This window comes from Variovorax atrisoli (assembly GCF_014195185.1).
GTDB lineage: Bacteria > Pseudomonadota > Gammaproteobacteria > Burkholderiales > Burkholderiaceae_C > Variovorax > Variovorax atrisoli.
Genome location: NZ_JACIBG010000005.1, coordinates 233,061 through 257,191 on the forward strand (window position 1 = coordinate 233,061; position 24,131 = coordinate 257,191).

Genomic DNA, 24,131 nt, shown 5'->3' on the forward strand with positions numbered 1-24,131 from the left:
GATGAACGCCCCCCTGCACCGCGAAATGCCCGCCGGCACGCTCGACGCCGAGCGCGCCCTGTCCGACGTCACCGCCCAATGGGACGGCGACATCCTCAAGCAACTCACCGACTACATCGGCATCCCCGCGAAGTCGCCCGGCTTCGACAAGGACTGGTCGGCCAACGGCTATCTCGAGACGGTGCTGCGCAACGCCGCCGCGTGGGTCGAGGCGCAGAAGGTGGAGGGCCTGAAGCTCGAGATCGTGCGCCTGGAGGGCCGCACCCCGGTGCTGTTCTTCGAAGTGCCGGCCACCGGCACCGACATGGGCGAGACCGTGCTGATGTACGGCCATCTCGACAAGCAGCCCGAGTTCACCGGCTGGCGCAACGACCTCGGCCCCTGGACGCCCAAGTACGAGAACGGCCTGCTCTACGGCCGCGGCGGCGCCGACGACGGCTACGCGGTGTACGCCAGCATCGCCGCGCTGCAGGCGCTCAAGAACCAGGGCGCGGCGCATCCGCGCATCGTCGGCCTGATCGAGACCTGCGAGGAAAGCGGCTCCTACGACCTGCTGCCCTACGTCGACGCGCTGCGCCCGCGCCTGGGCAACGTCGAGCTCGTGATCTGCCTCGACTCCGGCGCCGGCAACTACGACCAGCTGTGGCTCACCACGTCGCTGCGCGGCATGGCCAGCGGCACGCTCAAGGTCGAGGTGCTGACCGAGGGCATCCACTCGGGCGACGCCTCGGGCCTCGTGCCCTCCAGCTTCCGCATCATGCGGCAGGTGCTCGACAGGCTCGAGGACAGCGCCACCGGCCGCCTGCTGCCCGCGAGCTTCCACTGCGAAGTGCCCGCCGACCGCCTCGCGCAGGCCAAGGCCACCGCCGCCATCCTCGGCGAGGAGGTCTACAAGCGCTTCCCGTGGGCGCACTACGACTGCGGCGGCTCGACCGTGTTCGCGCTGCCCACCACCACCGACCCGGTCGAGGCGCTGCTCAACCGCACCTGGAAGCCCACGCTGTCGGTGACCGGTGCCGAAGGCTTCCCGGCGCTGAAGGACGCGGGCAACGTGCTGCGCCCCTACACCGCCTTCAAGCTGTCGCTGCGCCTGCCCCCGCTGGTGGACGCGGCCGAGGCCGTGCAGAACCTCAAGACGCTGCTGGAGGACAACGCGCCCTACCAGGCCCGCGTCACCTTCGAGAGCAACGGCGGCGCCACCGGCTGGAACGCACCCACCATCACGCCGTGGTTCGAGGACGCGCTCAACAAGGCCTCGAAGGCGCACTTCGGCGCTTCCTGCGGCTACATCGGCCAGGGCGGCACCATCCCGCTGATGAACATGCTCAGCGCCGGCTTCCCGAAGGCGCAGATGATGGTCTGCGGCGTGCTCGGCCCGAAGAGCAATGCGCACGGCCCCAACGAGTTCCTGCACGTGCCCTATGCCAAGAAGCTCACCGCGGCCGTGGCCGAAGTGATCGCCGCATTGCCGGCCGCGCACCGCGCAGCAGCATCGGAGCCGGTGGCCGCTTGAGCGAGGCGCTGCCTCTGCCGCAGCGCGTTTCGCTGTCCACGCCCGGCGGCGAGACGCTCGCATTGCGCCGGCTGCCCGCGCCCGGCCCGGCGCGCGCCGTGGTCGTCGTGGTCCACGGGCTCGGCGAGCATGCGGGCCGCTACCACGGCCTGGCCGAGTACCTGCACGAATGGGGCTTCGCAGTGTGGGCGCACGACCACTACGGGCACGGCGAATCCAGCGGCCCGCGCGGCGGCCTGCCGAGCGAGCTGCGGCTGGTGGACGACCTTGCGCTGGTCATCGACGACGCGCGCCGCGAGAACCCCGGCCTGCCTCTGGTGCTGCTGGGCCACAGCCTCGGCGGCCTGGTGGCGGCGAGCCTGGTCGCGCGCGGCTTGCGGCAGGTCGATGCGCTGGTGCTTTCCTCGCCGGGGCTCGACCCGGGGCTGAGCGGCTTCCAGAAGATGCTGCTCGCGGTGCTGCCGCGCATCGCGCCCGGGCTGCGCGTGGGCAACGGGCTGGACGACAACTTCCTCTCGCACGATCCGGCCGTGGTGCAGGCCTATCGCGACGATCCGCTCACGCACGACCGCATCGGCGGGCGCCTCGCGCGCTTCCTCGCGTACGAGGGGCAGACCGTGCTGCAGCAGGCCCCGGACTGGCCCGTACCGACGCTGCTGCTCTACGCGGGCGACGACCGCCTCGTGCGCCCCGCGGCCAGCCGCGCCTTTGCGTCGGCGGCGGCGCCCGGCGGCAAGGTCGAGGCGCACTGCTTCGACAGCCTGTACCACGAGATCTTCAACGAGCTCGAAGCCGAGGCGGTCTTCGAGGCCCTGCAGCGCTGGCTCAACCGGCGCTTTCCGCCGCGGACCTGACGGTGCGCTTGCGGCGCGCCAGCCAGAGCAGCGCTGCACCGGTCAGCACCACCGGCACCAGCGAGCCGACGTTCAGCAGTTGCCAGCCCTGCGTGGTCACCAGCACGCCCGAGGCGAACGAGGTCAGCGCCAGCGTGGCGAACACGCAGAAGTTGAGCGCGCCCTGGGCGCGGTCGCGCTCCTCGGGCGCGTAGGCGGTGAGCGAGAGCGTGGTGCTGCCGGTGAACAGGAAATTCCAGCCCACGCCCAGCAGGAACAGCGCCACGATGAAGTGATGCAGTTCCACGCCCGAGAGCGCGACGGCGATGCAGCCGAGGTTCAGCAGCAGCCCCGCGCCCATCACCGGCAGCGCGCCGAAGCGGCGGATCAGGTGGCCGGTGAAGAAGCCCGGCGCGAACATGCCGATCACGTGCCATTCGAGCACCAGCGCGGCGTCGGAGAACGGCAGGCTGCAGATCTGCATCGCGATGGGCGTCGCGGCCATCAGCAGGTTCATGACGCCATAGCCCAGCGCGCCGGCTGCGGCCGCCACGATGAACACGGGCTGCCGCGCGATCTCCGACAGCGAGCGTCCGCCGCCCGATTCCTTGCGCGTGGGCGCCGGCGGGAATTCGATGAAGTGCATCACCACCATCGACAGCAGCGCCACCGCGGCGAGCGCGATGTAGGCGCCCGCGAAAGGCACGGCGAAGGCCTCGCGCGTGGCCTTGGCGAGGTTGGGCCCGGCCACGGCGCCGATCAGCCCGCCGGCCATCACCATCGACACCGCCTTCTCGCGCCATTCCGGCGCCGCCAGTTCGGCCGCGGCGAAGCGGTAGAGCCCCGCGTTGGCGTTGTAGTAGCCCGCGATGACGGTGGCGAAGCACAGCAGCCAGAAGTTCCTGGTGACGGCCGCGAAGCAGCACAGCAGCGCCGACACCAGCGCCACAGCCAGACCGGTCTGGAACGAGCCGCGCCGGCCGAAGCGCTGCTGCGTGCGCGCCACCAGCCCGGTGGAGAGCGCGCCGCCGATCACGTAGCTCATCACCGGCAGCGTGGCCATCCAGCCGCGCGGCGCGATGGCCAGGCCCACCAGGCCGTTGATGGCGATGAAGGTGACGTTGTTCGTCAGCAGCAGTCCCTGGCAGATGGCGAGCAGCCAGAGGTTGCGGTTCATGGTGCGGTCTCTCGTATCGCGCGCTGCAGGTCGCGCTCGATCTCGCTGAAGGCGATGGCGGGCAGGTCGCCCAGCGTGCGCTCGGTGCCGGTGAGCGCCACGCCGAGCACGGTCTGGAGCGCCTTGCCGTCGGGGCTGTCCTGCACGAACCAGCCTTCCTCCAGCTGCAGGCGGACCCGGCCCTCGCCGGGCACGCCCTTGTTGAAGGCGTTGACCATGCCGCCGTCGCCGATCTCGCGCACCCAGCCGCGCGTCTCCAGGCCCATGAGCGCGGCGTTCGACACCGCGCGGCCGGCCCATTGCGGCAGCTCGCGGCCGGCGCGCAGCGCATCGTCGAGCACGAAGGACTGGCGCGAGAGCTGCTCGAAGGGCTGCAGCAGCTCGTAGTCGGCCAGCACCTGGCCCCATGCGGCCGCGAGCGAGGCATCGAGCGCTGCGAAGTCCAGCGGATGCGGCAGGCCGATGCGCGCGTTCTCCGCCAGCTTCACCGGGTCGTCGTTCAGGTCGGCCAGCTCGCCTTCCGCCGTGACGCGGAACGTGCCCTGCAGCCTGTCGGCGGCATCGAACAGGCCCCAGACCAGCGGCCGGCTGAACACGCGCAGCACCGGATGGTTGGCGAAGAAGGGCATGAATTCGTCGGGGCTCCAGCGGCGCTGCGCGCACATCGCGGCTTCGAGCCGCCTGATCTGCGTGGTGGCGACGGTCTTCGCGAGCTTGCGCAGTTCCTTGAGCTGGGTCGTTGCGGCGGCCGCCTTGCCGGGGTCGTCGTTCGCGCCGGCCTTGGGCAGCGTCTTGAGCGCCTTGCCCTTCGCATCGTGCACGACGGGCTGGAAGCTGTCGTCCATGCGCACCTCGAAGCTGCGCGAGCCGAAGTCCAGGGTGAGGCGCGCGCGGACATCGAGGCCGAGCTCGGGCACGGTGCGGTCGGCCAGCTGGTCGAGGCTCAGGCCGCGCTGTTCGGCCACTTCGCCGAGCATGCGGTCGGCGCGGGTGCGCAGGTCGTCGTAGCGGGTCTGGCGCGAGAGTTCGGCCAGGTGCATCAGCGCGGCGTCGCTGCCGATCTCGCCGAGCATGGCCATGGCGTCGTAGGCGCGCACGCGGTCCAGCGCGGCGCGCCACTGGCGCAGCAGGCCGTAGAGCTGGCGCGCGGTCTCGCCGTCGCCCAGGCGGCCCTGCAGCGCGAACATCCAGCGTTCCTTGCTCGGGCGGCCGTTGCCGATCCACCAGGCCAGCAGCGCGCGGCCGAAGCGTGCCAGCGAGTCGGGCGTGATCGCCTCCAGCAGCCCGGCGAGCCCCGGATAGGGCGCGTCGGCCTTGCCGAGCATCATCGCCATCAGCACGTCGGGCACCACGGCCTGCGGCAGCGCGAGGCCGTCCTTGGCGAGGATCAGCCGGGGCAGCGTCGGCAGCGGCAGCGTCTTCGGCACCGCCGGCAGGCTGTCGGGCAGCACGTCCTCGGGCGCGATGGACAGCAGCTGCGCCACTGCATCGGCGGCTTCGGCGCCGTAGGCCCGTGCCTGCGTGCGCACCGCATCGGCATGGCCGTTGTCGTGCAGCCAGCGCAGTGCGGCCTGTGCCGATTCGTGCGCGGCGCCGGGCTCGCCCAGCGCAATGGGGACGAGGCCGCGCGCGGCGGTGTCGGGGTAGCGCTCCAGCCATGCGGCCGCCTCGCGCCGCACCCAGCGGTTGGTGTGGAAGCCCCTGGCGATCCAGCCGGCGAGCAGGTCCCACTCGATGACCGACGCCAGCTCGAACATCGCGCGCGAGCCCTGCTTGAGGAAGCGCGGCAGCCCCGGCAGCGCGTCCGCACCGAGGGCGTGGAGGATGGGCCGCACGCGCGCCACGTCGCCCATGAAGTGATCGACGGCCGGCCCGTGCGTGAACGCCGCCACGGCCAGCGGCGCGGGCAGCTGCCAGATGTATTCGGCCACGCCCCAGTGCGTGCCCGGGAGCGGGCCGAAATCCTCGGGTCCGGCGATCTCGCGGCGCCCGGCGGCCACGTCGTCGACGAGTTCGGGGCGCAGGCCCAGCATCCACAGCGCCTTGTGCACGCTGCCGCCTTCGCGGATGGCATCCGGCGCATCGGGCTGGTGGCGCGGGAACTCGGTCATCCACTGGTTCGAACGATCGCGCGAGACGCGCACCTCGCGCGCCAGCCAGTCGGACAGGTCGCCCGTGGCCTGCAGGTACTGCGGTGGCTGCAGGTCGGCCCAATGCAGCCGCGCCGTCGGCGGCAGCGGCTGCAGCGCCAGCACCGGAATGACGGGCAGCGCCTGCCGGTTCTTCCATGGCGGGCGGCGCAGCAGCGCGGGCCAGTCGTCGGCGGGCGCGTCGGCCACGCCGGGAGAGCCGTCTTCCTGCAGGCGCGCGAGCGTCTTGCGCTGCGCCTCGTCGCAGGAGGCCTCGAGCGGCTTCTGCCATTCGGGGTTCGCCGCGAGCAGCTCCAGGATCAGCGCGGCCCCGGCCTGGTGCCGCGCCGGGTTCGCCGACAGCAGTTCGCGCAGCACGAAGAGCGGCCAGCGAGCCGCCTGCTTCACCAGCGCGTTCTTGCAGTCGATCTGCTTGACCTGCGCGACGAAGAAGCGCACCACCTCCGCATCATGGATGGCCAGCAGGTCGGTGACGGCTTCCTTGTGCGGCGAGGGCTCGAAGAGCAGCTCGGCTGCCGCAGCGCCATGCATCTCGAGCATGCGCAGCCGCGCGGCGCGCGGCGGATAGAAGCTGGAGCGGTGGCGGCGGAAGAAGTCGAGGCTGTCGGCCAGGCTGCGTTCGTCGGAGAGCGAGCCGCCGCACTGGCCGCAGGGCCGGTCGTTGAACCGCGCGAGCGCCTCGCGCATGCTCTTGGACCACCGCACCTTGCCGTCGGGCCGCGCGTCGAGGCCGCCCTCTTTCTTCTCGTCTTCTCCCTTCGACTTGCGACTGCCCGCCATGCCATTGCTCTCCGTTGATGCCGCAGGGATTGTCGGCCAACACGCGCGGGCCAAAAAAAAGCGCCCTCGCGGGCGCTCGAACGCTGGAGAAGGCAGTCCGGTTCAGGACTGCTTGCCTTGCAGCAGACCGCTGAGCGAGCCCAGCAGGTCGTCATGGTTGCCCAGCCCCTGGTCGGGGACCTTGCCGTGGGGCGTGAGCTGGTCGATGAGCGCCGGCAGCATGGTGACCAGCATCGGCAGAAGCGTCTGCGCATTGATGCCGAGCTTGGATGCGATGCTCGCGATGGTGTCGCTGCCCAGCGCGTTCTGCAGCTGGTCGCCGGTGACGGGCTGGTTTTCTCCCTTGCCGATCCAAGAGCCGATGACGTCGCCCATGCCGGCCTGCTCGAACTTCGAGACCAGGCCACCCAGGCCGCCCACGCTGCCGTTGTTGGCAAGCAGGCCGCCCAGCGCGCCGGCCAGGCCGCCCAGATCACCCAGACCGCCGAGGCCTCCACCTTGCGGCTGCTGCTGTTGCGCAGCGCCTCCGAGCACCTGGCCGAGTACCGAATCGAGCAATCCCATGGCTGTTTCCTTGGTGTGTGACAGAACCGCCAACATTGTTAAATGCCGCGGACCGTAAGTCGAAAGTGCCACGCCACTTTCGAACCGGCAACGTGACAAATTACTTGGTACGTGCCGTCCGTTTGGCGAGCAGCGCGGGGCTGACTCCCTGCACGCCCACCAGGCCGAGCACGGTGACGAGCGAATTCTGCGCGCCTTTCCACGCATCTGTCATGTCAATGGACTCGCTCAGCGAATGGAATCCCGAGGCCCTTCCGCCGCCGCCCACGATGATCGCCGGCACGCCCAGCGAGATCGGCACGTTGGCGTCGGTGCTGCCGCCGCGCAGCAGCGTCCTGTTGCCGAAGGCGGCGTTCGAGCGGATCGCGGCTTCGACGATCGGCGAGTCGGGCGGCGTACGGCCTCCGGGGCGCTCGCCGATGAGCTTGATGCTCACGCTCAGCGTGCTGACGTTCCAGCGCCTGTTCTCCTCGACCACGGCCTCGTCGATGGCCGCAAGGATCTTCTTCTCGGTCTCCAGCAGCGAGGCCATGTCGTCCGAACGGATGTCGATGGCCATGCGCGCATCGGGCGCGATGGTGTTCACCGACGTGCCGCCGCTCACGGTGCCGACGGTGAACGTCGTCTTCGGGAAACTCGGCGTGCGGATGTCGGCGATCTTCGCGATGGCGCGGCCCATGCCGTGGATCGCGCTGGGCACCTGCCCGAAGGCGCCGAAGCTGTGCCCGCCGGGCCCCTGGAAAGTGACCTCGTAGCGGTGGCTCGCGGTGCCCAGCACCAGCACCGAGCCGGGCGCCGAAGGCTCGAGCCCCACCATGCCGTCGATGTCGAGGTGGTCGCGGAAGATCGCCTTCATGCCGCGCAGGTTGCCGAGTTCTTCCTCCCCCACGTTGGCGACGAACATCAGGTCGCCCACGGTCTGGATCCTGTTGTCGTTGAGCACCTTGAGCCACGAGAGCAGCACCGCGAGGCCGCGCGTGTCGTCGGCGATGCCCGGCGCATGGAGCCGGCCGTCGCGCTCCTTGACCTTCACGTCGGTGCCGGCGGGGAACACGGTGTCGAGGTGGGCCGAGATCAGCAGCTTGGGCCCGTTGCCCGTGCCCCTGCGCAGGCCGACCACATTGCCCTCGGCGTCGATCTTCGCGCTCGTCAGCCCGAGCGCCTTCATGCGGGCGAGAAAAGCTTCGGCGCGCCGGTGCTCCTTGAACGGCGGGGCCTCGATCTCGGTGAGCATCTTCAGGTCTTCGATCGAGCGGTCGTGGTCGGCCCTGACTGCGTCCAGCAGCTTCTGGATGGCGGGGGACGCCATCAGCTGGGTGAAAGCCTGGTCGATCTCGGGGCTGACCTGAGCGGGCGTCGGGGCGACGGCCTGGGGCTGGGCGAGCGCGCCTTGAGCCGCGCAAAGCAGCGTCGCGGCAAGTGTCAGAGGGGCGAGGCGCAGCAGGCCGGGCAACTTGAACATGGGCGCGGGAGTCCTTCTTTTGTCTTAAAGAAGTAACGATTGTTTCTCAGGCTGTCCAGGCGCGCGTTGCGGAAAACACCCACCGGCACGCCGGCGGCGCTCCGCCTGACCGTTCGCCCGCCTAGAGGCCGGCCAAGGCCACCAGCGCGGCCAGCGCCGCCGTCTCGGCACGCAGCACCCTCGCGCCGAGGGTGACGGGAGCGAAGCCTCGGGCGATGGCCTGCTGCTCCTCTACGGCGCTCAGGCCGCCTTCGGGGCCGCTCAGCACGGTCGCGCCCTGGTCGCCCGGGGCGATGGCCGCGATGCCGCGCGTGCCCTCGGCCAGGCTCAGCACCAGGCGCACGGCCGGTTCGCGCTGGGTTTCGAGCCAGGCAGCGAAAGGCTGCACCGGATGGATCGCCGGCACGCGGTTGCGGCCGCATTGCTCGCAGGCCGCGACGGCGATGGCTTCCCAGTGCGCACGCTTCTTCTCAGCACGCTCGCCGGCCAGGCGCAGCACGCCGTGGGCCGTGGCCAGCGGCTGGATGCTCGCCACGCCGAGTTCGGTCGCCTTCTCGACCAGCCAGTCCATGCGCTCGTTGGCCGGCATGCCGACTGCGAGATGCACCGCGCGCGGCGCTTCGCGCTCCACGGCGAGGTGCGCGCCGACCGTCACCGAGACGTCGCTGCGGCCCATGCGCTCGACCGTGGCCGCGTACTCGCCGCCCGAGCCATCGAACAGCGTGAGCGCGTCGCCGGGCTGCATCCGCAGCACCTGCACATGGCGCGCGGCGCCTGCCGGCAGCGCCAGGCTGGCGCCGGCGCTCAACGGCACTGAACAGTGGAAACGCGGCATGCTCCGGAACCGATAGCTGCGAGCGGCCGTTGCGCGGGCGCCGCAGGGTGGTGCTTTTTCAGTTCGCCTTCAGACACGGCCGTAGGCGTAGCCGGTGATGGCCGAGGTGCCCTCGATCTCGTCGATCACGCGCGACAGGGGCGTCAGTTCCGAATAACGGCTCGCGGTAGCGCGGATGTAGGCGATGAAGCGCGGCGTGTCGGCCAGGTAGCGCGGCTTGCCGTCGCGCAGCGTGAGGCGCGCGAAGATGCCGGCGACCTTCAGGTGGCGCTGCAGGCCCATCCACTCGACCGCGCGATAGAAGGCGCCGAAGTCCTCGTCGACCGGCAGCCCGGCCTTGCGCGCCGCCTGCCAGTAGCGGATGGTGACGTCGAGCACGAACTCCTCGTCCCAGCTCAGGAAGGCGTCGCGCATCAGGCTGGCGATGTCGTAGGTGATGGGGCCGTACACCGCGTCCTGGAAGTCGAGCACGCCGAGAGCAGCGCCCGAGTCGCCGCCGGGCGTGGGGGCCGCATCCACCATCAGGTTGCGAGGCATGAAGTCGCGGTGCACGTAGACGCTGGGCGACGCGAGGTTGCTCTCGACGATCAGCTTGAAGCTGCGCTCGAGCCGCTCCTTCAGCTTGCCCTCGACGGCGATGCCGCGGTGGCGGCCGATGTACCACTCGGGGAAGAGGGCCAGTTCGCGCTCCAGCAGCGCCCGGTCGTAGGGGGGAAGCACGCCGGGCCGGGAGGAAAGCTGCCAGCGGACCAGCGCGTCGATGGCCTGGTCGTAGAGCGGGCGGGCGGCCTCCGGGCGGGTCGGATCGATCACGTCCAGCATGGTCTGGCGGCCCAGGTCGTCCAGCAGCAGGAAGCCGTTGGGCTCGTCCCATTCGAGCACCGTGGGGGCCAGCACACCGGCCGTGGCCATCAGTCCGGCCACCTGCACGAAGGGGGCGCTGTTTTCCTTGTCGGGCGGGGCGTCCATGACGATGCGCGTGGGGGTGGCAGCGTCGGTGGTGTCGAGCCGGAAGTAGCGGCGGAAGCTCGCGTCGGCCGAGGCGAGCCTCACGGTTTCGGGCCGCAGCGCGTGGCGCGGCGCGACGGCCGCCAGCCAGCCTCGGAACGCTTCGGCCCGCTGCGGATCCGTCCAGGCAATGGTTTCGGCAGGGCGGCTTGGGGCCAATGCGGCCGGGGGCGGGGGTGCTGTCATGGATAATCGATTCTACAAATCCGCCTGGCGCGGCAATCCCCCTTGGCCGGCTTCCGGCCGATGCGGATCGCCACCGGCCCCTGCAACCCGCCGGCCTGCCGCGCCGTCCCCCGACGACCTTTCGTTCCGAACCGATGCCTACGACCCAAAGCCCTCACGCTTGGCACCTTGTGCGCTCGCTGCTCTCCACGGGAGAGTCGCCGGCTTTCCTCGGAACGGCCGGGCGGGAGGCCTGATGAGCCGACGTCGTGTCGCCGCCCCGCGTCCGCGGCGCCCGGGCGTGCCGCCCCTGCCGCTGGCCGTGCTGTCGCTGGCGCTGATCCATGTGCACGGCGCCTCGGCCCAGACGGCCGGCAATCTCGCCGACGCCCCGCTCACGCTGAAGCGCACGCCGCAGCTCACCGAGACCCTGACGCCCGCCGACCGCGGCCAGATGCCCAGCCTGGTCACCGGCGACCGCATCTCCGGCCGGCCCGACCTCGAGACCGTGGTCGAGGGCAACGCCACGCTGCGCCGCGGCGCGGTGTCCATCACCGCCGACCGGCTCGAGTACTACCAGCCCGACGACCGCGCCAAGGCCACCGGCAGCGTGCGGGTCAACCAGGCCGGCAACGTCTATGAAGGCCCCGAGCTGCAGCTCAAGCTCGAGACCTTCGAGGGCTTCTTCAACAACGTGCGCTACCAGTTCCTCGCGAACGAGGCGCACGGCGAGGCCAAGCGCATCGACTTCGTCGACGCCAACGTCTCCATCGCCCGCGAAGCCACCTACACCACCTGCCGCCGCGAGGACTTCCCCGGCTGGATGCCCGCCTGGCTGCTGACCGCGACCTCGATCACCACCGACACCGAGGAGAACGAGGGCGTGGCGAAGAACGCGCGCCTGAGCTTCATGGGCATCAGCACGCCGCCCATCCCGAGCGTGAGCTTCCCGCTGTCGAACGACCGCAAGACCGGCCTGCTGCCGCCCACCATCGGCATCGACAACATCAACGGCCTGGAGATCGCGCAGCCGTACTACTGGAACATCGCGCCCAACCGCGACGCCACGTTCACGCCGACGATCATGAGCAAGCGCGGCGTCAACTTCAGCAATGAGTTCCGCTACCTCGAGAAGCAATACAAGGGCGAGATCCGCCTCGACCTGATGGGCAGCGACCGCCTCGTGGGCGACCGCTACAACGAGCTGCGCACCAGCCAGCTCCAGCAGCTGGCCAACGGGCAGATCACGGCCGGCAGCCTGACCAACCCGCCGAAGAACACCCGGCGCTGGGGCCTGTGGCTCACTCACCACCAGGACTTCGACGCCAAGGCGCTCGGCCTCGATTCGCTCTCGGCCAACGTCACCATCAACCGGGTGAGCGACGACGACTACTGGCGCGACTTCACCCGCACGCCCTCGCTCGCGCAGCGCCAGCTGCCGAACGACGCCTCGCTGAACTGGAGCAAGGGCGACTGGAGCGGCATGATCCGCACGCTCAAGTACCAGAACCTGCAGTACAACCTGTCGCCGATCACGCCGTCGTACGACCGGATGCCGCAGATCACGGCCAACTACAGCAAGTACGACTGGCACGGCTTCGACGTCGCGCTGAACCTCGACTACACGCGCTTCCGCGTGAACAGGCTCTCGCCGACGCAGCTCGGCTACGACGTCAACCAGCAGTCTCAGCCCGACGGCGACCGCGCCATGGCCGTGGCGACGATCAGCCGGCCCTTCATCACGCCGAGCACGTACGTCATCCCGAAGCTGATCCTGAACGCGGCTTCGTACAACTACTATCTGCCGCAGTCCGACATTCCGAAGCTCACGCTCAATGGCGTGCAGTACGTCAACGGACAGGTCTACAACCCGAGTTCGCTGTACTTCTTCCCGACGTCCAGCAACCGGGTGGTGCCGACCTTCAGCCTCGACAGCGGCATGACCTTCGAGCGCGACGCCAGCTATTTCGGCCGCGCCTTCCGCCAGACGCTGGAGCCGCGCGCGTACTACGTGTACACGCCCTACCGCAACCAGAGCATGCTGCCGAACTACGATTCGGCGGCCAACGACTTCAGCTTCGCGACCATCTACACCGAGAACGCGTTCTCGGGCGGCGACCGCATTTCCGACACCAACGCGCTCACGCTGGGCGTGACCTCCCGCCTGATCGACCCGGACACCGGCGTCGAGGCCGCGCGCTTCGGCATCGCGCAGCGCCTGCGCTTCAGCGACCAGAAGGTCACGCTGCCGGGCGGCACGCCGGTGACCGACCGAGCGAGCGACCTGCTGCTGGGCGCCACGATCAACTGGACGCCCAAGTGGAGCCTGGACACGCTGGTCCAGTACAACCCCGACACCCGCCGGTCCGAGCGCTCGGCCATCAGCGCGCGCTACAACCCCGAGCCGTACCACAACCTGAGCGCGGCCTTCCGCTATCAGGCGCCCAGCACCCCGACCGCGACCGACGGCAACAAGTCGATCGACGTGGGCTGGCAGTGGCCGCTGAACGACCTGTGGGGCGACAAGGGCAAGAACCTCGGCCCCGGCAAGGGCCAGGGCGGCGGGCGCTGGTATGCGGTCGGCCGCCTCAACTACAGCCTGCAGGACAAGAAACTCACCGACGGCGTGCTCGGCTTCGAATACGACGGCTGCTGCTGGATCGGTCGCGTGGTGATGCAGCGCATCACCACCGGCCAGGTGACGGCGAACACGCGCATCATGTTCCAGCTCGAATTCGTCGGCTTCTCCAGCATCGGCTCGAGCCCCATGCAGACGCTGCGGCAGAACATCCAGCGCTACGAACCCCTGCGCCAACCGGGCGAAGCGCCCAGCCGCTTCACCAACTACGACTGAGACGACTGACTCCGACTGAGCTAGCGAGCGACGCCATGAAAAACATCCGTTCCATCATCACCCTGGGTTGCCTCGCGGCGATCGCCGCCACGGCGGGTGCCCAGGGCTATCGTCCCGGTACCGGCATCACGGACATCATGCGCGCCGGTCCGCGCCTGGGTCCGCCGCCGGCGCGCCCGTCCACCGCTCCTGCGGCGGCCCCGGTGCAGCGCTCGGCGGAATTCATCGTCGCGCTGGTCAACTCCGAGCCGATCACCAACACCGACGTGCAGTCGCGCGTGACGCGGCTCATCAAGGAGAACCCCGACGCCGAGCGCGTGCCCCGCGGCGAGCTCACGCGGCTCGTGCTCGAGCGCCTGATCACCGAGCGCGCGCAGCTGCAGCTCGCGAAGGAAAACGGCATCAAGGTCGATGAAGTGGCCATCGACCAGGCCGAGCAGACCGTGGCGCGCCAGAACGAGATCAGCCTGGTGGAGCTGCGCCGCCGCGTGGCTGCCGAGGGCATCGCGCAGCAGGACTTCCGCAACGACCTGCGCGACCAGCTGCTGCTCACCCGACTGCGCGACCGCGAGGTCGAGTCGAAGGTCAAGATCAGCGACGCCGAGGCCGACGAGTACCTGCGCGATCAGCGCAACCAGTCCGTCAAGAACGTGGCGCTGGAGAACCTCAACCTCGCCCAGGTGCTGGTGGCCGTTCCCGAGAACGCCACCGACGCGCAGGTGGCCGCCGCCCAGAAGAAGGCGCAGGACATCGCCCAGCGCGCCCGTGCCGGCGAAGACTTCGCCAAGCTGGTGCGCGAGAACTCCGATTCGCCCGACCGCGGCAACGGCGGCGCCATCGGCATGCGAAGCGCCGACCGCTACCCCTCGCTGTTCGTCGAGGCCACGCAGTCGACCGCCGTGAACGGCATCGCCGGGCCCGTGCGTTCGAGCGCCGGCTTCCACGTGCTGAAGGTGCTGGCCAAGGCCCAGATCGGCTCCGGCGACGCCACCGTCACCCAGACCCAGGTGCGCCACATCCTGCTGCTCAACGATCCCAAGCGCACCACCGCTCAGGCGGTTGCGCAGCTGGCCGAGTTCAAGCGCCGCATCCAGGCCGGCACCGCAGACTTCGCGGGACTGGCGCGCGACAACTCGCAGGACGGCAGCGCCAAGCAGGGCGGCGATCTCGGCTGGTCGCGCCCCGGGCAGTTCGTGCCAGAGTTCGAGGAAGCCATGGACCGCCTCTCGCCCGGCCAGATCAGCGACCCGGTTGTCTCGCGCTTCGGCGTTCACCTGATCCAGGTGGTGGCGCGCCGCGATTCGAAGCTGAGCCAGTCGGAGCAGCGCGAAGCCGCACGCGCCGCGCTGCGCGAACAGCGCGTCGAGGAAGCCTTCACCACCTGGGTGCAGGAAGTGCGCGCGCGTGCCTACGTCGAATACCGTGAGCCGCCGCAGTCCTGATGGCATGCGCCCAAGCTGCGCGCACCTCGGGTCGGTTTCCCGGCTTCCTTGCGGGAGCCGGCTCGCTTTCACGTCGATGATGGCCTGACGGCATGGCGCAGCACATCGCCAGGAAGCGATTCGGCCAGCACTTCCTGTCCGACGGCGGGATCATCGATGCGATCGTGCGCGAGATCGCGCCGCAGCCCGGCGATGCCATGGTCGAGATCGGCCCGGGGCTCGCCGCGCTGACGCAGCCGCTGGTGGAGCGGCTGGGCCGGCTCACCGTGATCGAGCTCGACCGCGACCTTGCGAAGCGCCTGCGCGAGCATCCGCAGCTCGACGTGGTCGAATCCGACGTGCTCAAGGTCGACTTCGCCGAACTGGCCGCGAGGTTTCCGGCCGACAAGCCACTGCGCGTGGTGGGCAACCTGCCCTACAACATCTCCACGCCGATCCTCTTCCATCTGCTGGGCTGCGCCCATCTGGTCGCCGACCAGCACTTCATGCTGCAGAAGGAAGTGATCGACCGCATGGTGGCCAGGCCCGCCACGTCCGACTACAGCCGCCTGAGCGTGATGCTGCAGTGGCGCTACGAGATGGAGAACGTGCTGTTCGTGCCGCCCGAGAGCTTCGACCCGCCGCCGCGCGTGGACAGCGCCGTGGTGCGGATGGTGCCGCTGGCGATGCCGCCGGCCGTCGACGAGCAACGCCTGGGCGAAATCGTGCAGGTCGCCTTCAGCCAGCGCCGCAAGCTGCTGCGCCACACGCTGGGCAAGTGGCTGGAGGAACACGGTTTTTCCGGCGACTTCGACACCCAGCGGCGGGCCGAGGAGGTGCCGGTGGCCGACTACGTGGCGCTGGCCCAGGCCGTACCCCGATGAAAAAAGCGCGCCCCAGGCGCGCTTTTTTCATTTGCTTGTTGCCGGCAAGCTTTGCCGACTTTTCTCGATCAAGCGGCAGCGAGCCAATAGCCCGCGTTGAAGGGGCTGCTCATGCGCAGCGCCAGCGGCGAGACGTCGACCAGTTTGTCGGTCGGCATCTTTTCGCCGGCCGGCTCGGCTGCTGCCGTGGAGTTCACTTCGATGCCATCGAGGGTTTCAACGTTCGGGTGAGCCTCGTTCGCCCGTTCTGCTTGGCTGGTGGATGCAGAACGGGCTACAGAAAAGAATAGAAGCACCGGAACGGGACCTTGCGGTCGCCCCAGTAGTCCGAGGCGTCGCGGAAGATGTCGAGCAGCTGCTCGCGGGCTTCCTTGTCGAACTTGGCGTTGGCCGGAATCTGCTCCAGCACGATGACGAATCCCGGCTGCGGGCCCGATTTATGCAACGGGTCGGTCATGCAGTCGTACAGCGCGTCGAAGTTCTTCCCGAAGTGGGCCGGGAACGTGAACTGCTGCGCGATCAGGTCGAGGACGTCCTGCTTGGTCTGGGCGTTGCCCAGGTTGGCGTACAGGAAGTGCTGGCCGGCCGCATTGGCTGCGTCCTGCAGGTCGTTCACGCGGAACGCGCGGATCGATTGCACGATGTTCGGGCGTACGGCACGAAGGGATAAGGTCATCTCCGCTGGTCTTTCCATAGTCATCATCATTTCGTCGGGGCGCTTCGAGGCGCCGCTCAGGTCGTTTTCATCGCTCATGGCGCAATCCGTCTGAAGCTCGCGTAGTGGTCTGCGGTGTACCAGCAGGCCTCGGGCGCGGTGCGTCGCTCTCCGCCGCAGACGATCCGCCGTGCGCCGCGGTCGCGAGAACCGGGCGTGGATACCGTGTATTCACGGTAGTGGCCACGGCGGGCGGGCGGCAACAGACGTTCGCGATTGCCGAACACCGAGCCGTCCTTGTCATACCGGAAGGGGCCGCCATCGAGAATGGCCTGGTAGGTCCGCTGGCCCTGCACCGGCAGGTCGGCCAGTGCGATGGTTTCATCGGCGGAGGTCTTCCCGGCGCCGAACCATCCGCGGGCCTCGGCCCCCGTCGTCAACGCCACCAGCATCAGACTGGTGAGCGCAAACTTTGTGACAGAGGACGTGATCGAGGCGTAAGCCGCCATGGGGCACCACAAGAAAAGAGCGGGGGGTCGAATCGGCGATCAACGTCGGGGTTAACCCGCAAATTCAAGCCCGCGAGTGTGCACCACGCTGGCGAAAATAGCAAGCGACTGCCCAAAGTTTGAGCAGTCGCGAGGCTATCGAATGGCTTTTCAAGTTGGCGGCCACTCTCGCCAGAGGGCTTATCTCTCGGCGTTTGCGTCCGCCACCGTCAAGGCTGTCATGTTCACGATGCGCCGAACAGTTGCACTCGCCGTGAGAATATGCACAGGTTTGGCCGCACCAAGCAGAACCGGGCCGATGGCGATGTTGCCGCCCGCCGCCGTCTTGAGCAGGTTGTAGGAAATATTGGCCGCGTCGATGTTCGGGAAAACCAGCAGGTTGGCGTCGCCCGCCAGCGCGCTGTGGGGCATGACGACGGCGCGCTGCTTGCTGTCGAGCGCCACGTCGCCGTGCATTTCACCGTCCACCTCGAGCCAGGGCGCCTGCACACGCAGCAGGTCGAGCGTGCGGCGCATCTTGACGGCGCTGGGCCCGTTGCTGGTGCCGAAGTTGGAGTGCGACAGCAGCGCAGCCTTCGGCTTCAGGCCGAAGCGCATCATTTCCTCGGCCGCCATGGTGGTGATCTCGGCCAGTTCCTCGGGCGAGGGGTCGTAGTTGACGTGCGTGTCGACCAGGAACACCTGGCGATCGGGCAGCAGCAGGCCGTTCATGCAGGCGTACACCGGCACGTCCTGCGGGGTGCTTTCGCAGCCGCCAGGGCGCTTGCCGATCACCTGGTCGATGTAGTGCAGGTGGTTGGCGGTCGTGCCCCAGGTGCCGCAGATCAGGCCGTCGACCTCGCCCTTGTGCAGCAGCATCGAGCCGATCAGCGTCAGGCGCCGGCGCATCTCGATCTTGGCGACCTGCACCGTCACGCCCTTGCGCTCGGTCATGCGGTGGTAGGTCTGCCAGAACTCGCGGTAGCGGTGGTCCTGCTCGACGTTGACCACGTCGTAGTCCAGCTCCTCCTTCAGGCGCAGGCCGAATTTCTCGATGCGCTGGGCGATGATGGCCGGCCGGCCGATCAGCGTCGGGCGTGCCACGCCCTCGTCCACCACGATCTGGGCCGCGCGCAGTACGCGCTCTTCCTCGCCTTCCGAATACGCCACGCGCTTCTTGCTGGCGCGCCGGGCGGCGTCGAAGATCGGCTTCATCGTGGTGCCCGAGGCGTAGACGAAGCTCTGCAGCTTGTCGCGGTAGGCGTCCATGTCCTTGATGGGACGCTGCGCCACGCCGCTTTCCTCGGCAGCCTTGGCCACGGCCGGCGCGATCTTCATCATCAGGCGCGGGTCGAAGGGCTTGGGTATCAGGTATTCGGGGCCGAAGCTGAGCTTTTCACCGACATAGGCGGCAGCCACGCGCTCGCTCTGCTCGGCCTGGGCCAGGTCGGCGATGGCGTGCACCGCGGCGATCTCCATCTCGTCGGTGATCGTCGTCGCGCCGCAGTCCAGCGCGCCGCGGAAGATGTACGGGAAGCACAGGACGTTGTTGACCTGGTTCGGATAGTCGGTGCGGCCGGTGGCCATGATCACGTCGTCGCGCACCGCGTGGGCGTCTTCCGGAGCGATCTCGGGGTTTGGGTTGGCCAGCGCGAAGATCACCGGGCGCTTGGCCATCTTGGCCACCATGGCGGGCTTGAGCACGCCGCCGGCCGACAGGCCCAGGAACACGTCGGCACCCTCGATCACCTCGCCGAGCGTGCGCGCGTCGGTCTTCTGCATGAACTGGCGCTTGTCGTCGTCCATCAGCTCGGTGCGGCCTTCGTAGACCACGCCGGCCAGGTCGGTGACGAACACGTTCTCGCGCTTCAGGCCCACCTTGAGCAGCAGGTTCAGGCAGGCCAGCGCCGCGGCGCCCGCGCCGGAGGCGACCAGCTTGACTTCCTCGATCTTCTTGCCGGCCACCTTCAGGCCGTTGACCATCGCGGCCGCCACGGTGATGGCCGTGCCGTGCTGGTCGTCGTGGAAGACCGGGATCTTCATGCGCTTGCGCAGCTCGCGCTCGACGTAGAAGCAGTCGGGCGCCTTGATGTCTTCCAGGTTGACGGCACCGAAGGTGGGCTCCAGCGAGGCGATGATGTCCACCAGCTTGGCCGGGTCCTTCTCGTCGATCTCGATGTCGAACACGTCGACGCCCGCGAATTTCTTGAAGAGGACGCCCTTGCCTTCCATCACCGGCTTGGAGGCCAGCGGGCCGATGTCGCCCAGGCCCAGCACGGCGGTGCCGTTGCTGATGACGGCCACGAGGTTGCCCCGGGAGGTGTACTTGAAGGCGTTGGCCGGGTCCTTGACGATCTCCTCGCAGGGAGCCGCCACGCCGGGCGAATAGGCCAGCGACAGGTCGCGCTGGTTGACCATCTGTTTCGTCGCCGCGATGGCGATCTTGCCGGGAACGGGAAACTCGTGGTACTCGAGGGCGGCACGGCGCAGCTCTGCGCGTTTGTCTTCGGGCGTGGGAGTCGATGAGGTCGAGGGGGTCGAATCTGACATGTGCCGTAGCTCCTGGTGGCGCTTCTTCTGGGGGCGCCGATTGTAGACCTCGCGCATGACGCCCTAGGCCGCATGGCCAGGGGCTCCCATGACCAATAGCACGGGTGTTTCCGCGGGGCTGTGTGGCAATATGCACGGTTCGGACAAAACCTGAAAAACCTGAAGAGGAGTGACCGACCATGGCCCTGATGGATTTCATCAAGAAGCAGTTCATCGACATCATCCAGTGGACCGAGACCGGCGATGGCACGCTGGCCTGGCGCTTCCCGATGGCGGAGATGGAAATCCAGAACGGCGCCTCGCTCACGGTGCGCGAATCGCAGGTCGCCGTCTTCGTCAACGAGGGCAAGGTGGCCGACGTGTTCGGCCCCGGCATGTACAAGCTCACGACGCAGACGCTGCCCGTGCTCACGTACCTGAAGAACTGGGACAAGCTGTTCGAGTCCCCCTTCAAGAGCGACGTCTACTTCTTCAGCACCCGCCAGCAGGTCGACCAGAAGTGGGGCACGCCCCAGCCGATCACCATCCGCGACAAGGACTTCGGCGCCGTGCGCCTGCGCGCCTTCGGCAACTACTCCTTCCGCATCGGCGATGCCAAGGCCTTCCACACCGAGATCTCCGGCACGCGCGACACCTACACCGTGGCCGACCTCGACGGCCAGCTGCGCGGCCTGGTGCTGCAGAACATCAGCAACGCCATCGCCTCCAGCGGCGTGCCCTTCCTCGACCTCGCGGCCAACCAGATCCAGTTCGCGCAGGCGCTCGCCGCCCAGCTGGTGCCCGAGTTCGAGAAGATCGGCATCAAGCTCGAGAACATCACGGTCCAGAACGTCTCGCTGCCCGAAGAGCTGCAGAAGATCCTCGACCAGAAGATCGGCATGGGCATGGTCGGCAACGACATGGGCAAGTTCATGCAGTACCAGACGGCGCAGGCGATTCCCAAGTTCGCCGAGGGCGCGGCCGGCGGCGGCGGTGTCGCTGGCGACGCGATGGGACTTGGCGCGGGCGTGGCGCTCGGCCAGGTGCTGGCGCAGAACCTCGCGCAGGGCCTGAGCCCCAACGCCGCGGCTGCCGCTGCAGCCCAGCAGCAGCAACCGTCGGTGGCCGTGGTGAGCGCTGCCGACGTGATGACCACGCTCGAGAAGCTCGGCGAACTCAAGACCAAGGGCATCCTCACCCAGGAAGAGTTCGACGCCAAGAAGGCCGAACTGCTCAAGAAGCTGGTCTGACCCCAGGCTTCGCGCACTTCGTGTCGCCCTCCCTCGTCCCTTGCAGGGGGCGATGCCAGCAGCCCGGCATAGCCGGCTGCGCGGTATCTCCCGCCTCGTTCGTCGTGTCTTCAGCCGCGTGCCATGGCTGAGGAAAACGGCAACCAACGCTACTACCGGGCGCCCTGCCCCGGCTGCGGAGCGCCGGTCGAATTCCGCTCGGCGCAGTCGACCCATGCGGTCTGCCCCTACTGCCAGAGCACCGTCGTGCGCCAGGGCGACACGCTCGCGCGCACCGGCAAGATGGCGGAGCTGTTCGACGACTTCAGCCCGCTGCAGCTGTTCGCCGCCGGCCGCATCCAGGACAAGCCCTTCACGCTGATCGGCCGGCTGCAGTACACCTACCCCGGTGGCCGCTGGACCGAATGGATCGCCGCGCTCGACGGCGACCGCACCGCCATCCTCAGCGAGGACAACGGCGCCTACGTCTTCGCCCTGCCCTTCGACCTGCAGCGCGCGGCGCCGCCGCCCGGCGACCTTCGCGTGGGCGCCACCAGCGCCTTCGCCGGCCAGAGCTACACCGTCACCTCGAACGAGCAGGTGGCGCTGACCTCGGCGCAGGGCGAGCTGCCGCACCTGCCCGAGCTCGGCCGGCCCTTCGCGATGGTCGAGCTGCGCAACGACCGCGGGCTGGTGCTCAGCATCGACTACGGCACCGCCAAGCCCAGCGCCTACCTCGGCCGCTCGGTACAGCTGGAAGACCTGCAGCTGACCGGCCTGCGCGCCGAGTCCGCCAAGGACGAAAAAGGCCGCAGCTTCAACTGCCCCAACTGCGGCTCGCCCGTCACCGTCAACCTCGCCGACAGCAAGAGCATCACCTGCGGCTCGTGCCACAGCATCATCGACCTGTCGCAGGGCATCGGCGGCGAGCTCAAGCACGCCACGCAGGACGAGCCCGTGCGCCCGCTCATCGCGCTGGGCAGCATGGGCCAGCTGCAGGGCGCGCAGTGGCAGGTGGTGGGCTTCCAGCACCGCATGGGCAGCGAGCCCGGCGACGACGAGCACTTCGGCTGGGACGAATACCTGCTCTACAACAACAAGCGCGGCTTCAGCTTCCTGGTGGACGCAGAGGACGGCTGGAGCATGGTCAAGCCGACCACCGGCGCGCCGGTGATGGCCGAGAACGGCACGAGCGCCACCTACCTCGGCAAGCGCTACCAGCAGCAGTACGCCTACAACGCCGAGACCACCTACGTGGCGGGCGAGTTCTACTGGCAGGTCGAGCGCGGCCAGAAGACCTTCAACCGCGACTTCGCCAGCGGCGGCGCGCTGCTGTCGATGGAGCGCTCGGCCAACGAGCTCACCTGGTCCGCGGGCAGCAAGATCGACAGCGGCGCGGTGGCCACCGCCTTCAAGCTCGACGCGAAGAAGGACATGTTCAAGCGCGCCGACGCGCTGCCGGTGAGCGCCGCGTCGGGGCTGGGCTGCGGCACCATCATCCTCATCATCGTCGTGATCATCATCCTGCTGATCATCCTGAGCACCTGCAGCAGCAGCGGATCGTCCAGCGGCTACCGCAGCTCGGGCGGCTCCTACGGCGGCTATTCCAGTGGCGGCGGCCACAAATGACGGCGAAGATGCGCGCGATGCTCTCTCTAACTACTGCTACGACTGGAGGTCCCCATGGGATTTGAATGGCTGAAACCGGGCGTGGTCCTCGGATCGCTCGTGTACGCGCTGATCGGCGTCGTGATCTTCTGGCTGTGCTTCCTGATCATCGACAAGATCACGCCCTACGACCTGTGGGGCGAGATCGTCGAGAAGCAGAACGTGGCGCTGGGCCTCGTCGTGGCGGCAATGAGCCTCGGCATCAGCATCATCGTCGCAGCAGCGATCCATTAGCCCCCGGCCTTGCTCTTCGCTTCGCTACGCGTCGTTCGCCACCCCCCGCGGGGGAGGCGCGGTCCGCCTCGGGGCGGTCCGGCGGCGACCGCCTGATCCATGGATACCCCTGCCAGTCCGCTGCCGGCCAAAGGCCCGCAGCCCGTGGAGATCGCGCTGCTCGCCAGCGTGTTCGTGGTCGCCGCCTGCGGGCTGGTCTACGAGCTCACCGCGGCCGCGCTCAGCTCCTACCTGCTGGGCGACTCGGTGCTGCAGTTCAGCACCATCATCGGCACCTACCTGTTCGCCATGGGCGTGGGCTCGTGGCTCTCGCGCTACTTCGAGCGCCAGCTGCCCGCGCACTTCCTTCGCATCGAACTGCTGGTGGCGCTGATCGGCGGCGCGCTGCCGGCGATCCTGTTCCTGGCCAACGCCTACGTGCCCGGCGCGTTCCGGCTGCTGCTCTACGGGCTGGTGATGGTCGTGGGCACGCTGGTGGGGCTCGAGATCCCGCTGGTGATGCGCATCCTGAAGCGCAACATCGTGCTGAAGAACCTGGTGTCGCAGGTGCTCACCTTCGACTACCTCGGCGCGCTGGCGGTGTCGGTGGCGTTCCCGCTGATCCTGGTGCCGCAGCTCGGCATGATCCGCACCGGCCTGCTGTTCGGCTTCATGAACGCGGCGGTGGCGGTGTGGGCGCTGTGGCTCTTCCGCCATGAGCTGCGCCGCGTGGGCGCGCATGCCGTCGCGTGCGTTCTCGCGCTGGGGGCGCTGGTGGGGGCTTTCGTCGGCGCCGACCACATCACCACGCTGGCTGAAGACAAGTTCTACCAGGACCGCATCGTCTTCAGCGCCACCTCGCCCTACCAGCGCATCGTGGTCACGCGCGGGCTGCTGGGGCATCGGCTCTTCCTCAACGGCAACCTGCAGTTCGCCGAGCGCGACGAATACCGCTATCACGAGGCGCTCGTGCATCCGGTGATGGCCGCCCAGGGCGCGCCGAAGAAGGTCGCGGTGCTCGGCGGCGGCGACGGCATGGCGGTGCGCGAGATCCTCAAGTACCCGTCGGTCGAATCGATCACGCTGGTGGAGCTCGACCCGAACATGACCAGGCTCTTCACAGAGCACGAGACGCTGGCCGCGCTGAACGGACATTCGCTGTCTTCGCCGAAGGTGAAGATCGTCAACACCGATGCCTTCCAGTGGCTGCAGCAGCCTGGTGACATGTATGACGTGATCGTGGTCGACTTCCCCGATCCCACCAACTTCGCCATCGGCAAGCTCTACACCAACAGCTTCTACGCGCTGCTCGAGAAGCGGCTGTCGGCCAGCGGATACGCGGTGATCCAGACCACCTCGCCGCTGGTGGCGCGCAAGAGCTACTGGACCGTGGCGGCGACCATCGAGTCGGTGGGACTGCGCGCCACGCCGTACCACGCGCACGTGCCCAGCTTCGGCGAATGGGGCTACATCATCGCGAGCCGCAGGCCCTACCGCATGCCCGATGCGCTGCCGCCCGGCCTGCGATTCCTCTCCCCGACCACCCTGCCGCTGATGTTCGACTTTCCGCTCGACATGGCGCGCGTGCCGGCCGAAGTGAACCGCCTCTCGAACCAGATCCTCGTCACCACCTACGAGCAGGAGTGGGGCAAGGTCATGGCGCATTGAATGACGTACTCCCCCAGGCTTCGCGCACTTCGTGT

The 24,131-nt window shown here is 68.6% G+C and carries 18 protein-coding genes; 9 read left to right on the forward strand and 9 right to left on the reverse strand.

Features of this window, described 5'->3' with window-relative positions; genetic code table 11:
* Position 1 precedes the first annotated feature (1 nt).
* Positions 2 to 1,513 carry a M20 family metallopeptidase gene (locus FHY06_RS18915; protein ID WP_132755613.1) on the forward strand — a complete coding sequence of 504 codons (1,512 nt, stop codon included), beginning with the start codon at positions 2 to 4 and terminating at the stop codon, positions 1,511 to 1,513.
* Positions 1,510 to 2,367 carry an alpha/beta hydrolase gene (locus FHY06_RS18920; protein WP_184606022.1) on the forward strand — a complete coding sequence of 286 codons (858 nt, stop codon included), beginning with the start codon at positions 1,510 to 1,512 and terminating at the stop codon, positions 2,365 to 2,367. Before FHY06_RS18915 ends, FHY06_RS18920 begins: the two co-directional genes overlap by 4 nt.
* Here the strand turns inward: FHY06_RS18920 and FHY06_RS18925 are convergent.
* The 6 genes from FHY06_RS18925 to FHY06_RS18950 all read right to left on the reverse strand — a co-directional run bounded on the left by FHY06_RS18925 (position 2,339) and on the right by FHY06_RS18950 (position 10,508).
* Entirely contained in the window at positions 2,339 to 3,523 is a 1,185-nt protein-coding gene (locus FHY06_RS18925) for an MFS transporter (RefSeq protein WP_184606023.1), read from the reverse strand. The two genes, FHY06_RS18920 and FHY06_RS18925, sit on opposite strands and share 29 nt — an antisense overlap.
* Positions 3,520 to 6,453, reverse strand: coding sequence for a DUF4132 domain-containing protein (locus FHY06_RS18930; RefSeq protein WP_184606024.1), 2,934 nt, complete (start codon positions 6,451 to 6,453; stop codon positions 3,520 to 3,522). Before FHY06_RS18930 ends, FHY06_RS18925 begins: the two co-directional genes overlap by 4 nt.
* Before the next feature lie 102 nt (positions 6,454 to 6,555).
* The gene (locus FHY06_RS18935) at positions 6,556 to 7,017 is read right to left on the reverse strand and encodes a YidB family protein (protein ID WP_221404308.1); all 462 of its coding nucleotides are present in this window, start codon (positions 7,015 to 7,017) and stop codon (positions 6,556 to 6,558) included.
* 100 nt (positions 7,018 to 7,117) lie between these two features.
* A complete protein-coding gene (locus FHY06_RS18940) occupies positions 7,118 to 8,479 on the reverse strand; it encodes a M20/M25/M40 family metallo-hydrolase (RefSeq protein WP_184606026.1) in 1,362 nt (453 codons plus the stop codon).
* A 121-nt stretch (positions 8,480 to 8,600) separates the two neighbouring features.
* A complete protein-coding gene (locus FHY06_RS18945) occupies positions 8,601 to 9,314 on the reverse strand; it encodes a 16S rRNA (uracil(1498)-N(3))-methyltransferase (protein WP_184606027.1) in 714 nt (237 codons plus the stop codon).
* Positions 9,315 to 9,383: 69 nt separating this feature from the next.
* The gene (locus tag FHY06_RS18950; RefSeq protein ID WP_019653693.1) at positions 9,384 to 10,508 is read right to left on the reverse strand and encodes an aminoglycoside phosphotransferase family protein; all 1,125 of its coding nucleotides are present in this window, start codon (positions 10,506 to 10,508) and stop codon (positions 9,384 to 9,386) included.
* A gap of 235 nt (positions 10,509 to 10,743) precedes the next feature.
* On the opposite strand from FHY06_RS18950, the gene FHY06_RS18955 reads away from it, so the two are divergent.
* From FHY06_RS18955 to rsmA, 3 genes are all read left to right on the forward strand, one after another.
* The gene (locus tag FHY06_RS18955) at positions 10,744 to 13,341 is read left to right on the forward strand and encodes an LPS-assembly protein LptD (RefSeq protein WP_184606028.1); all 2,598 of its coding nucleotides are present in this window, start codon (positions 10,744 to 10,746) and stop codon (positions 13,339 to 13,341) included.
* Between the two features lie 35 nt (positions 13,342 to 13,376).
* On the forward strand, positions 13,377 to 14,783 hold the full coding sequence (locus FHY06_RS18960) for a peptidylprolyl isomerase (protein ID WP_145759492.1): 1,407 nt from the start codon (positions 13,377 to 13,379) through the stop codon (positions 14,781 to 14,783).
* Positions 14,784 to 14,875: 92 nt separating this feature from the next.
* A complete protein-coding gene (gene rsmA, locus FHY06_RS18965) occupies positions 14,876 to 15,646 on the forward strand; it encodes a 16S rRNA (adenine(1518)-N(6)/adenine(1519)-N(6))-dimethyltransferase RsmA (RefSeq protein ID WP_184606029.1) in 771 nt (256 codons plus the stop codon).
* Positions 15,647 to 15,920: 274 nt separating this feature from the next.
* On the opposite strand, the gene FHY06_RS18970 is transcribed toward rsmA, so the two are convergent.
* The 3 genes from FHY06_RS18970 to FHY06_RS18980 all read right to left on the reverse strand — a co-directional run bounded on the left by FHY06_RS18970 (position 15,921) and on the right by FHY06_RS18980 (position 19,339).
* Positions 15,921 to 16,346 (reverse strand): barstar family protein, encoded by a 426-nt coding sequence (locus tag FHY06_RS18970; protein ID WP_086011111.1) that lies wholly within the window; start codon positions 16,344 to 16,346, stop codon positions 15,921 to 15,923.
* 50 nt (positions 16,347 to 16,396) lie between these two features.
* Positions 16,397 to 16,810 (reverse strand): guanyl-specific ribonuclease, encoded by a 414-nt coding sequence (locus FHY06_RS18975; protein WP_019653699.1) that lies wholly within the window; start codon positions 16,808 to 16,810, stop codon positions 16,397 to 16,399.
* Positions 16,811 to 16,990: 180 nt separating this feature from the next.
* Positions 16,991 to 19,339 (reverse strand): NADP-dependent malic enzyme, encoded by a 2,349-nt coding sequence (locus FHY06_RS18980; protein WP_020723010.1) that lies wholly within the window; start codon positions 19,337 to 19,339, stop codon positions 16,991 to 16,993.
* Positions 19,340 to 19,518: 179 nt separating this feature from the next.
* Between FHY06_RS18980 and FHY06_RS18985 the strand changes: the two genes are divergently transcribed.
* The 4 genes from FHY06_RS18985 (at position 19,519) to FHY06_RS19000 (ending at position 24,096) form a co-directional block, all read left to right on the forward strand.
* The gene (locus FHY06_RS18985) at positions 19,519 to 20,568 is read left to right on the forward strand and encodes an SPFH domain-containing protein (protein ID WP_019653701.1); all 1,050 of its coding nucleotides are present in this window, start codon (positions 19,519 to 19,521) and stop codon (positions 20,566 to 20,568) included.
* 123 nt (positions 20,569 to 20,691) lie between these two features.
* Complete coding sequence (locus FHY06_RS18990) at positions 20,692 to 22,176, forward strand: DUF4178 domain-containing protein (protein ID WP_132755599.1); 1,485 nt, start codon at positions 20,692 to 20,694, stop codon at positions 22,174 to 22,176.
* Between the two features lie 54 nt (positions 22,177 to 22,230).
* Positions 22,231 to 22,449 (forward strand): DUF350 domain-containing protein, encoded by a 219-nt coding sequence (locus tag FHY06_RS18995; protein ID WP_019653703.1) that lies wholly within the window; start codon positions 22,231 to 22,233, stop codon positions 22,447 to 22,449.
* A 99-nt stretch (positions 22,450 to 22,548) separates the two neighbouring features.
* A complete protein-coding gene (locus FHY06_RS19000) occupies positions 22,549 to 24,096 on the forward strand; it encodes a polyamine aminopropyltransferase (RefSeq protein WP_019653704.1) in 1,548 nt (515 codons plus the stop codon).
* The last annotated feature ends 35 nt before the right edge of the window (positions 24,097 to 24,131 follow it).

Excerpts from the sequence above, each read along its gene's own strand:
- FHY06_RS18945 (WP_184606027.1), bottom strand. The coding sequence starts at position 9,314 with ATGCCGCGTTTCCACTGTTCAGTGCCGTTGAGCGCCGGCGCCAGCCTG.
- FHY06_RS18955 (WP_184606028.1), top strand. The coding sequence starts at position 10,744 with ATGAGCCGACGTCGTGTCGCCGCCCCGCGTCCGCGGCGCCCGGGCGTG.
- FHY06_RS18995 (WP_019653703.1), top strand. The coding sequence starts at position 22,231 with ATGGGATTTGAATGGCTGAAACCGGGCGTGGTCCTCGGATCGCTCGTG.
- FHY06_RS18990 (WP_132755599.1), top strand. The coding sequence starts at position 20,692 with ATGGCTGAGGAAAACGGCAACCAACGCTACTACCGGGCGCCCTGCCCC.
- FHY06_RS18950 (WP_019653693.1), bottom strand. The coding sequence starts at position 10,508 with ATGACAGCACCCCCGCCCCCGGCCGCATTGGCCCCAAGCCGCCCTGCC.
- rsmA (WP_184606029.1), top strand. The coding sequence starts at position 14,876 with ATGGCGCAGCACATCGCCAGGAAGCGATTCGGCCAGCACTTCCTGTCC.
- FHY06_RS18940 (WP_184606026.1), bottom strand. The coding sequence starts at position 8,479 with ATGTTCAAGTTGCCCGGCCTGCTGCGCCTCGCCCCTCTGACACTTGCC.
- FHY06_RS18925 (WP_184606023.1), bottom strand. The coding sequence starts at position 3,523 with ATGAACCGCAACCTCTGGCTGCTCGCCATCTGCCAGGGACTGCTGCTG.
- FHY06_RS18980 (WP_020723010.1), bottom strand. The coding sequence starts at position 19,339 with ATGTCAGATTCGACCCCCTCGACCTCATCGACTCCCACGCCCGAAGAC.
- FHY06_RS19000 (WP_019653704.1), top strand. The coding sequence starts at position 22,549 with ATGGATACCCCTGCCAGTCCGCTGCCGGCCAAAGGCCCGCAGCCCGTG.
- FHY06_RS18960 (WP_145759492.1), top strand. The coding sequence starts at position 13,377 with ATGAAAAACATCCGTTCCATCATCACCCTGGGTTGCCTCGCGGCGATC.
- FHY06_RS18970 (WP_086011111.1), bottom strand. The coding sequence starts at position 16,346 with ATGACTATGGAAAGACCAGCGGAGATGACCTTATCCCTTCGTGCCGTA.
- FHY06_RS18915 (WP_132755613.1), top strand. The coding sequence starts at position 2 with ATGAACGCCCCCCTGCACCGCGAAATGCCCGCCGGCACGCTCGACGCC.
- FHY06_RS18935 (WP_221404308.1), bottom strand. The coding sequence starts at position 7,017 with ATGGGATTGCTCGATTCGGTACTCGGCCAGGTGCTCGGAGGCGCTGCG.
- FHY06_RS18985 (WP_019653701.1), top strand. The coding sequence starts at position 19,519 with ATGGCCCTGATGGATTTCATCAAGAAGCAGTTCATCGACATCATCCAG.
- FHY06_RS18975 (WP_019653699.1), bottom strand. The coding sequence starts at position 16,810 with ATGGCGGCTTACGCCTCGATCACGTCCTCTGTCACAAAGTTTGCGCTC.
- FHY06_RS18930 (WP_184606024.1), bottom strand. The coding sequence starts at position 6,453 with ATGGCGGGCAGTCGCAAGTCGAAGGGAGAAGACGAGAAGAAAGAGGGC.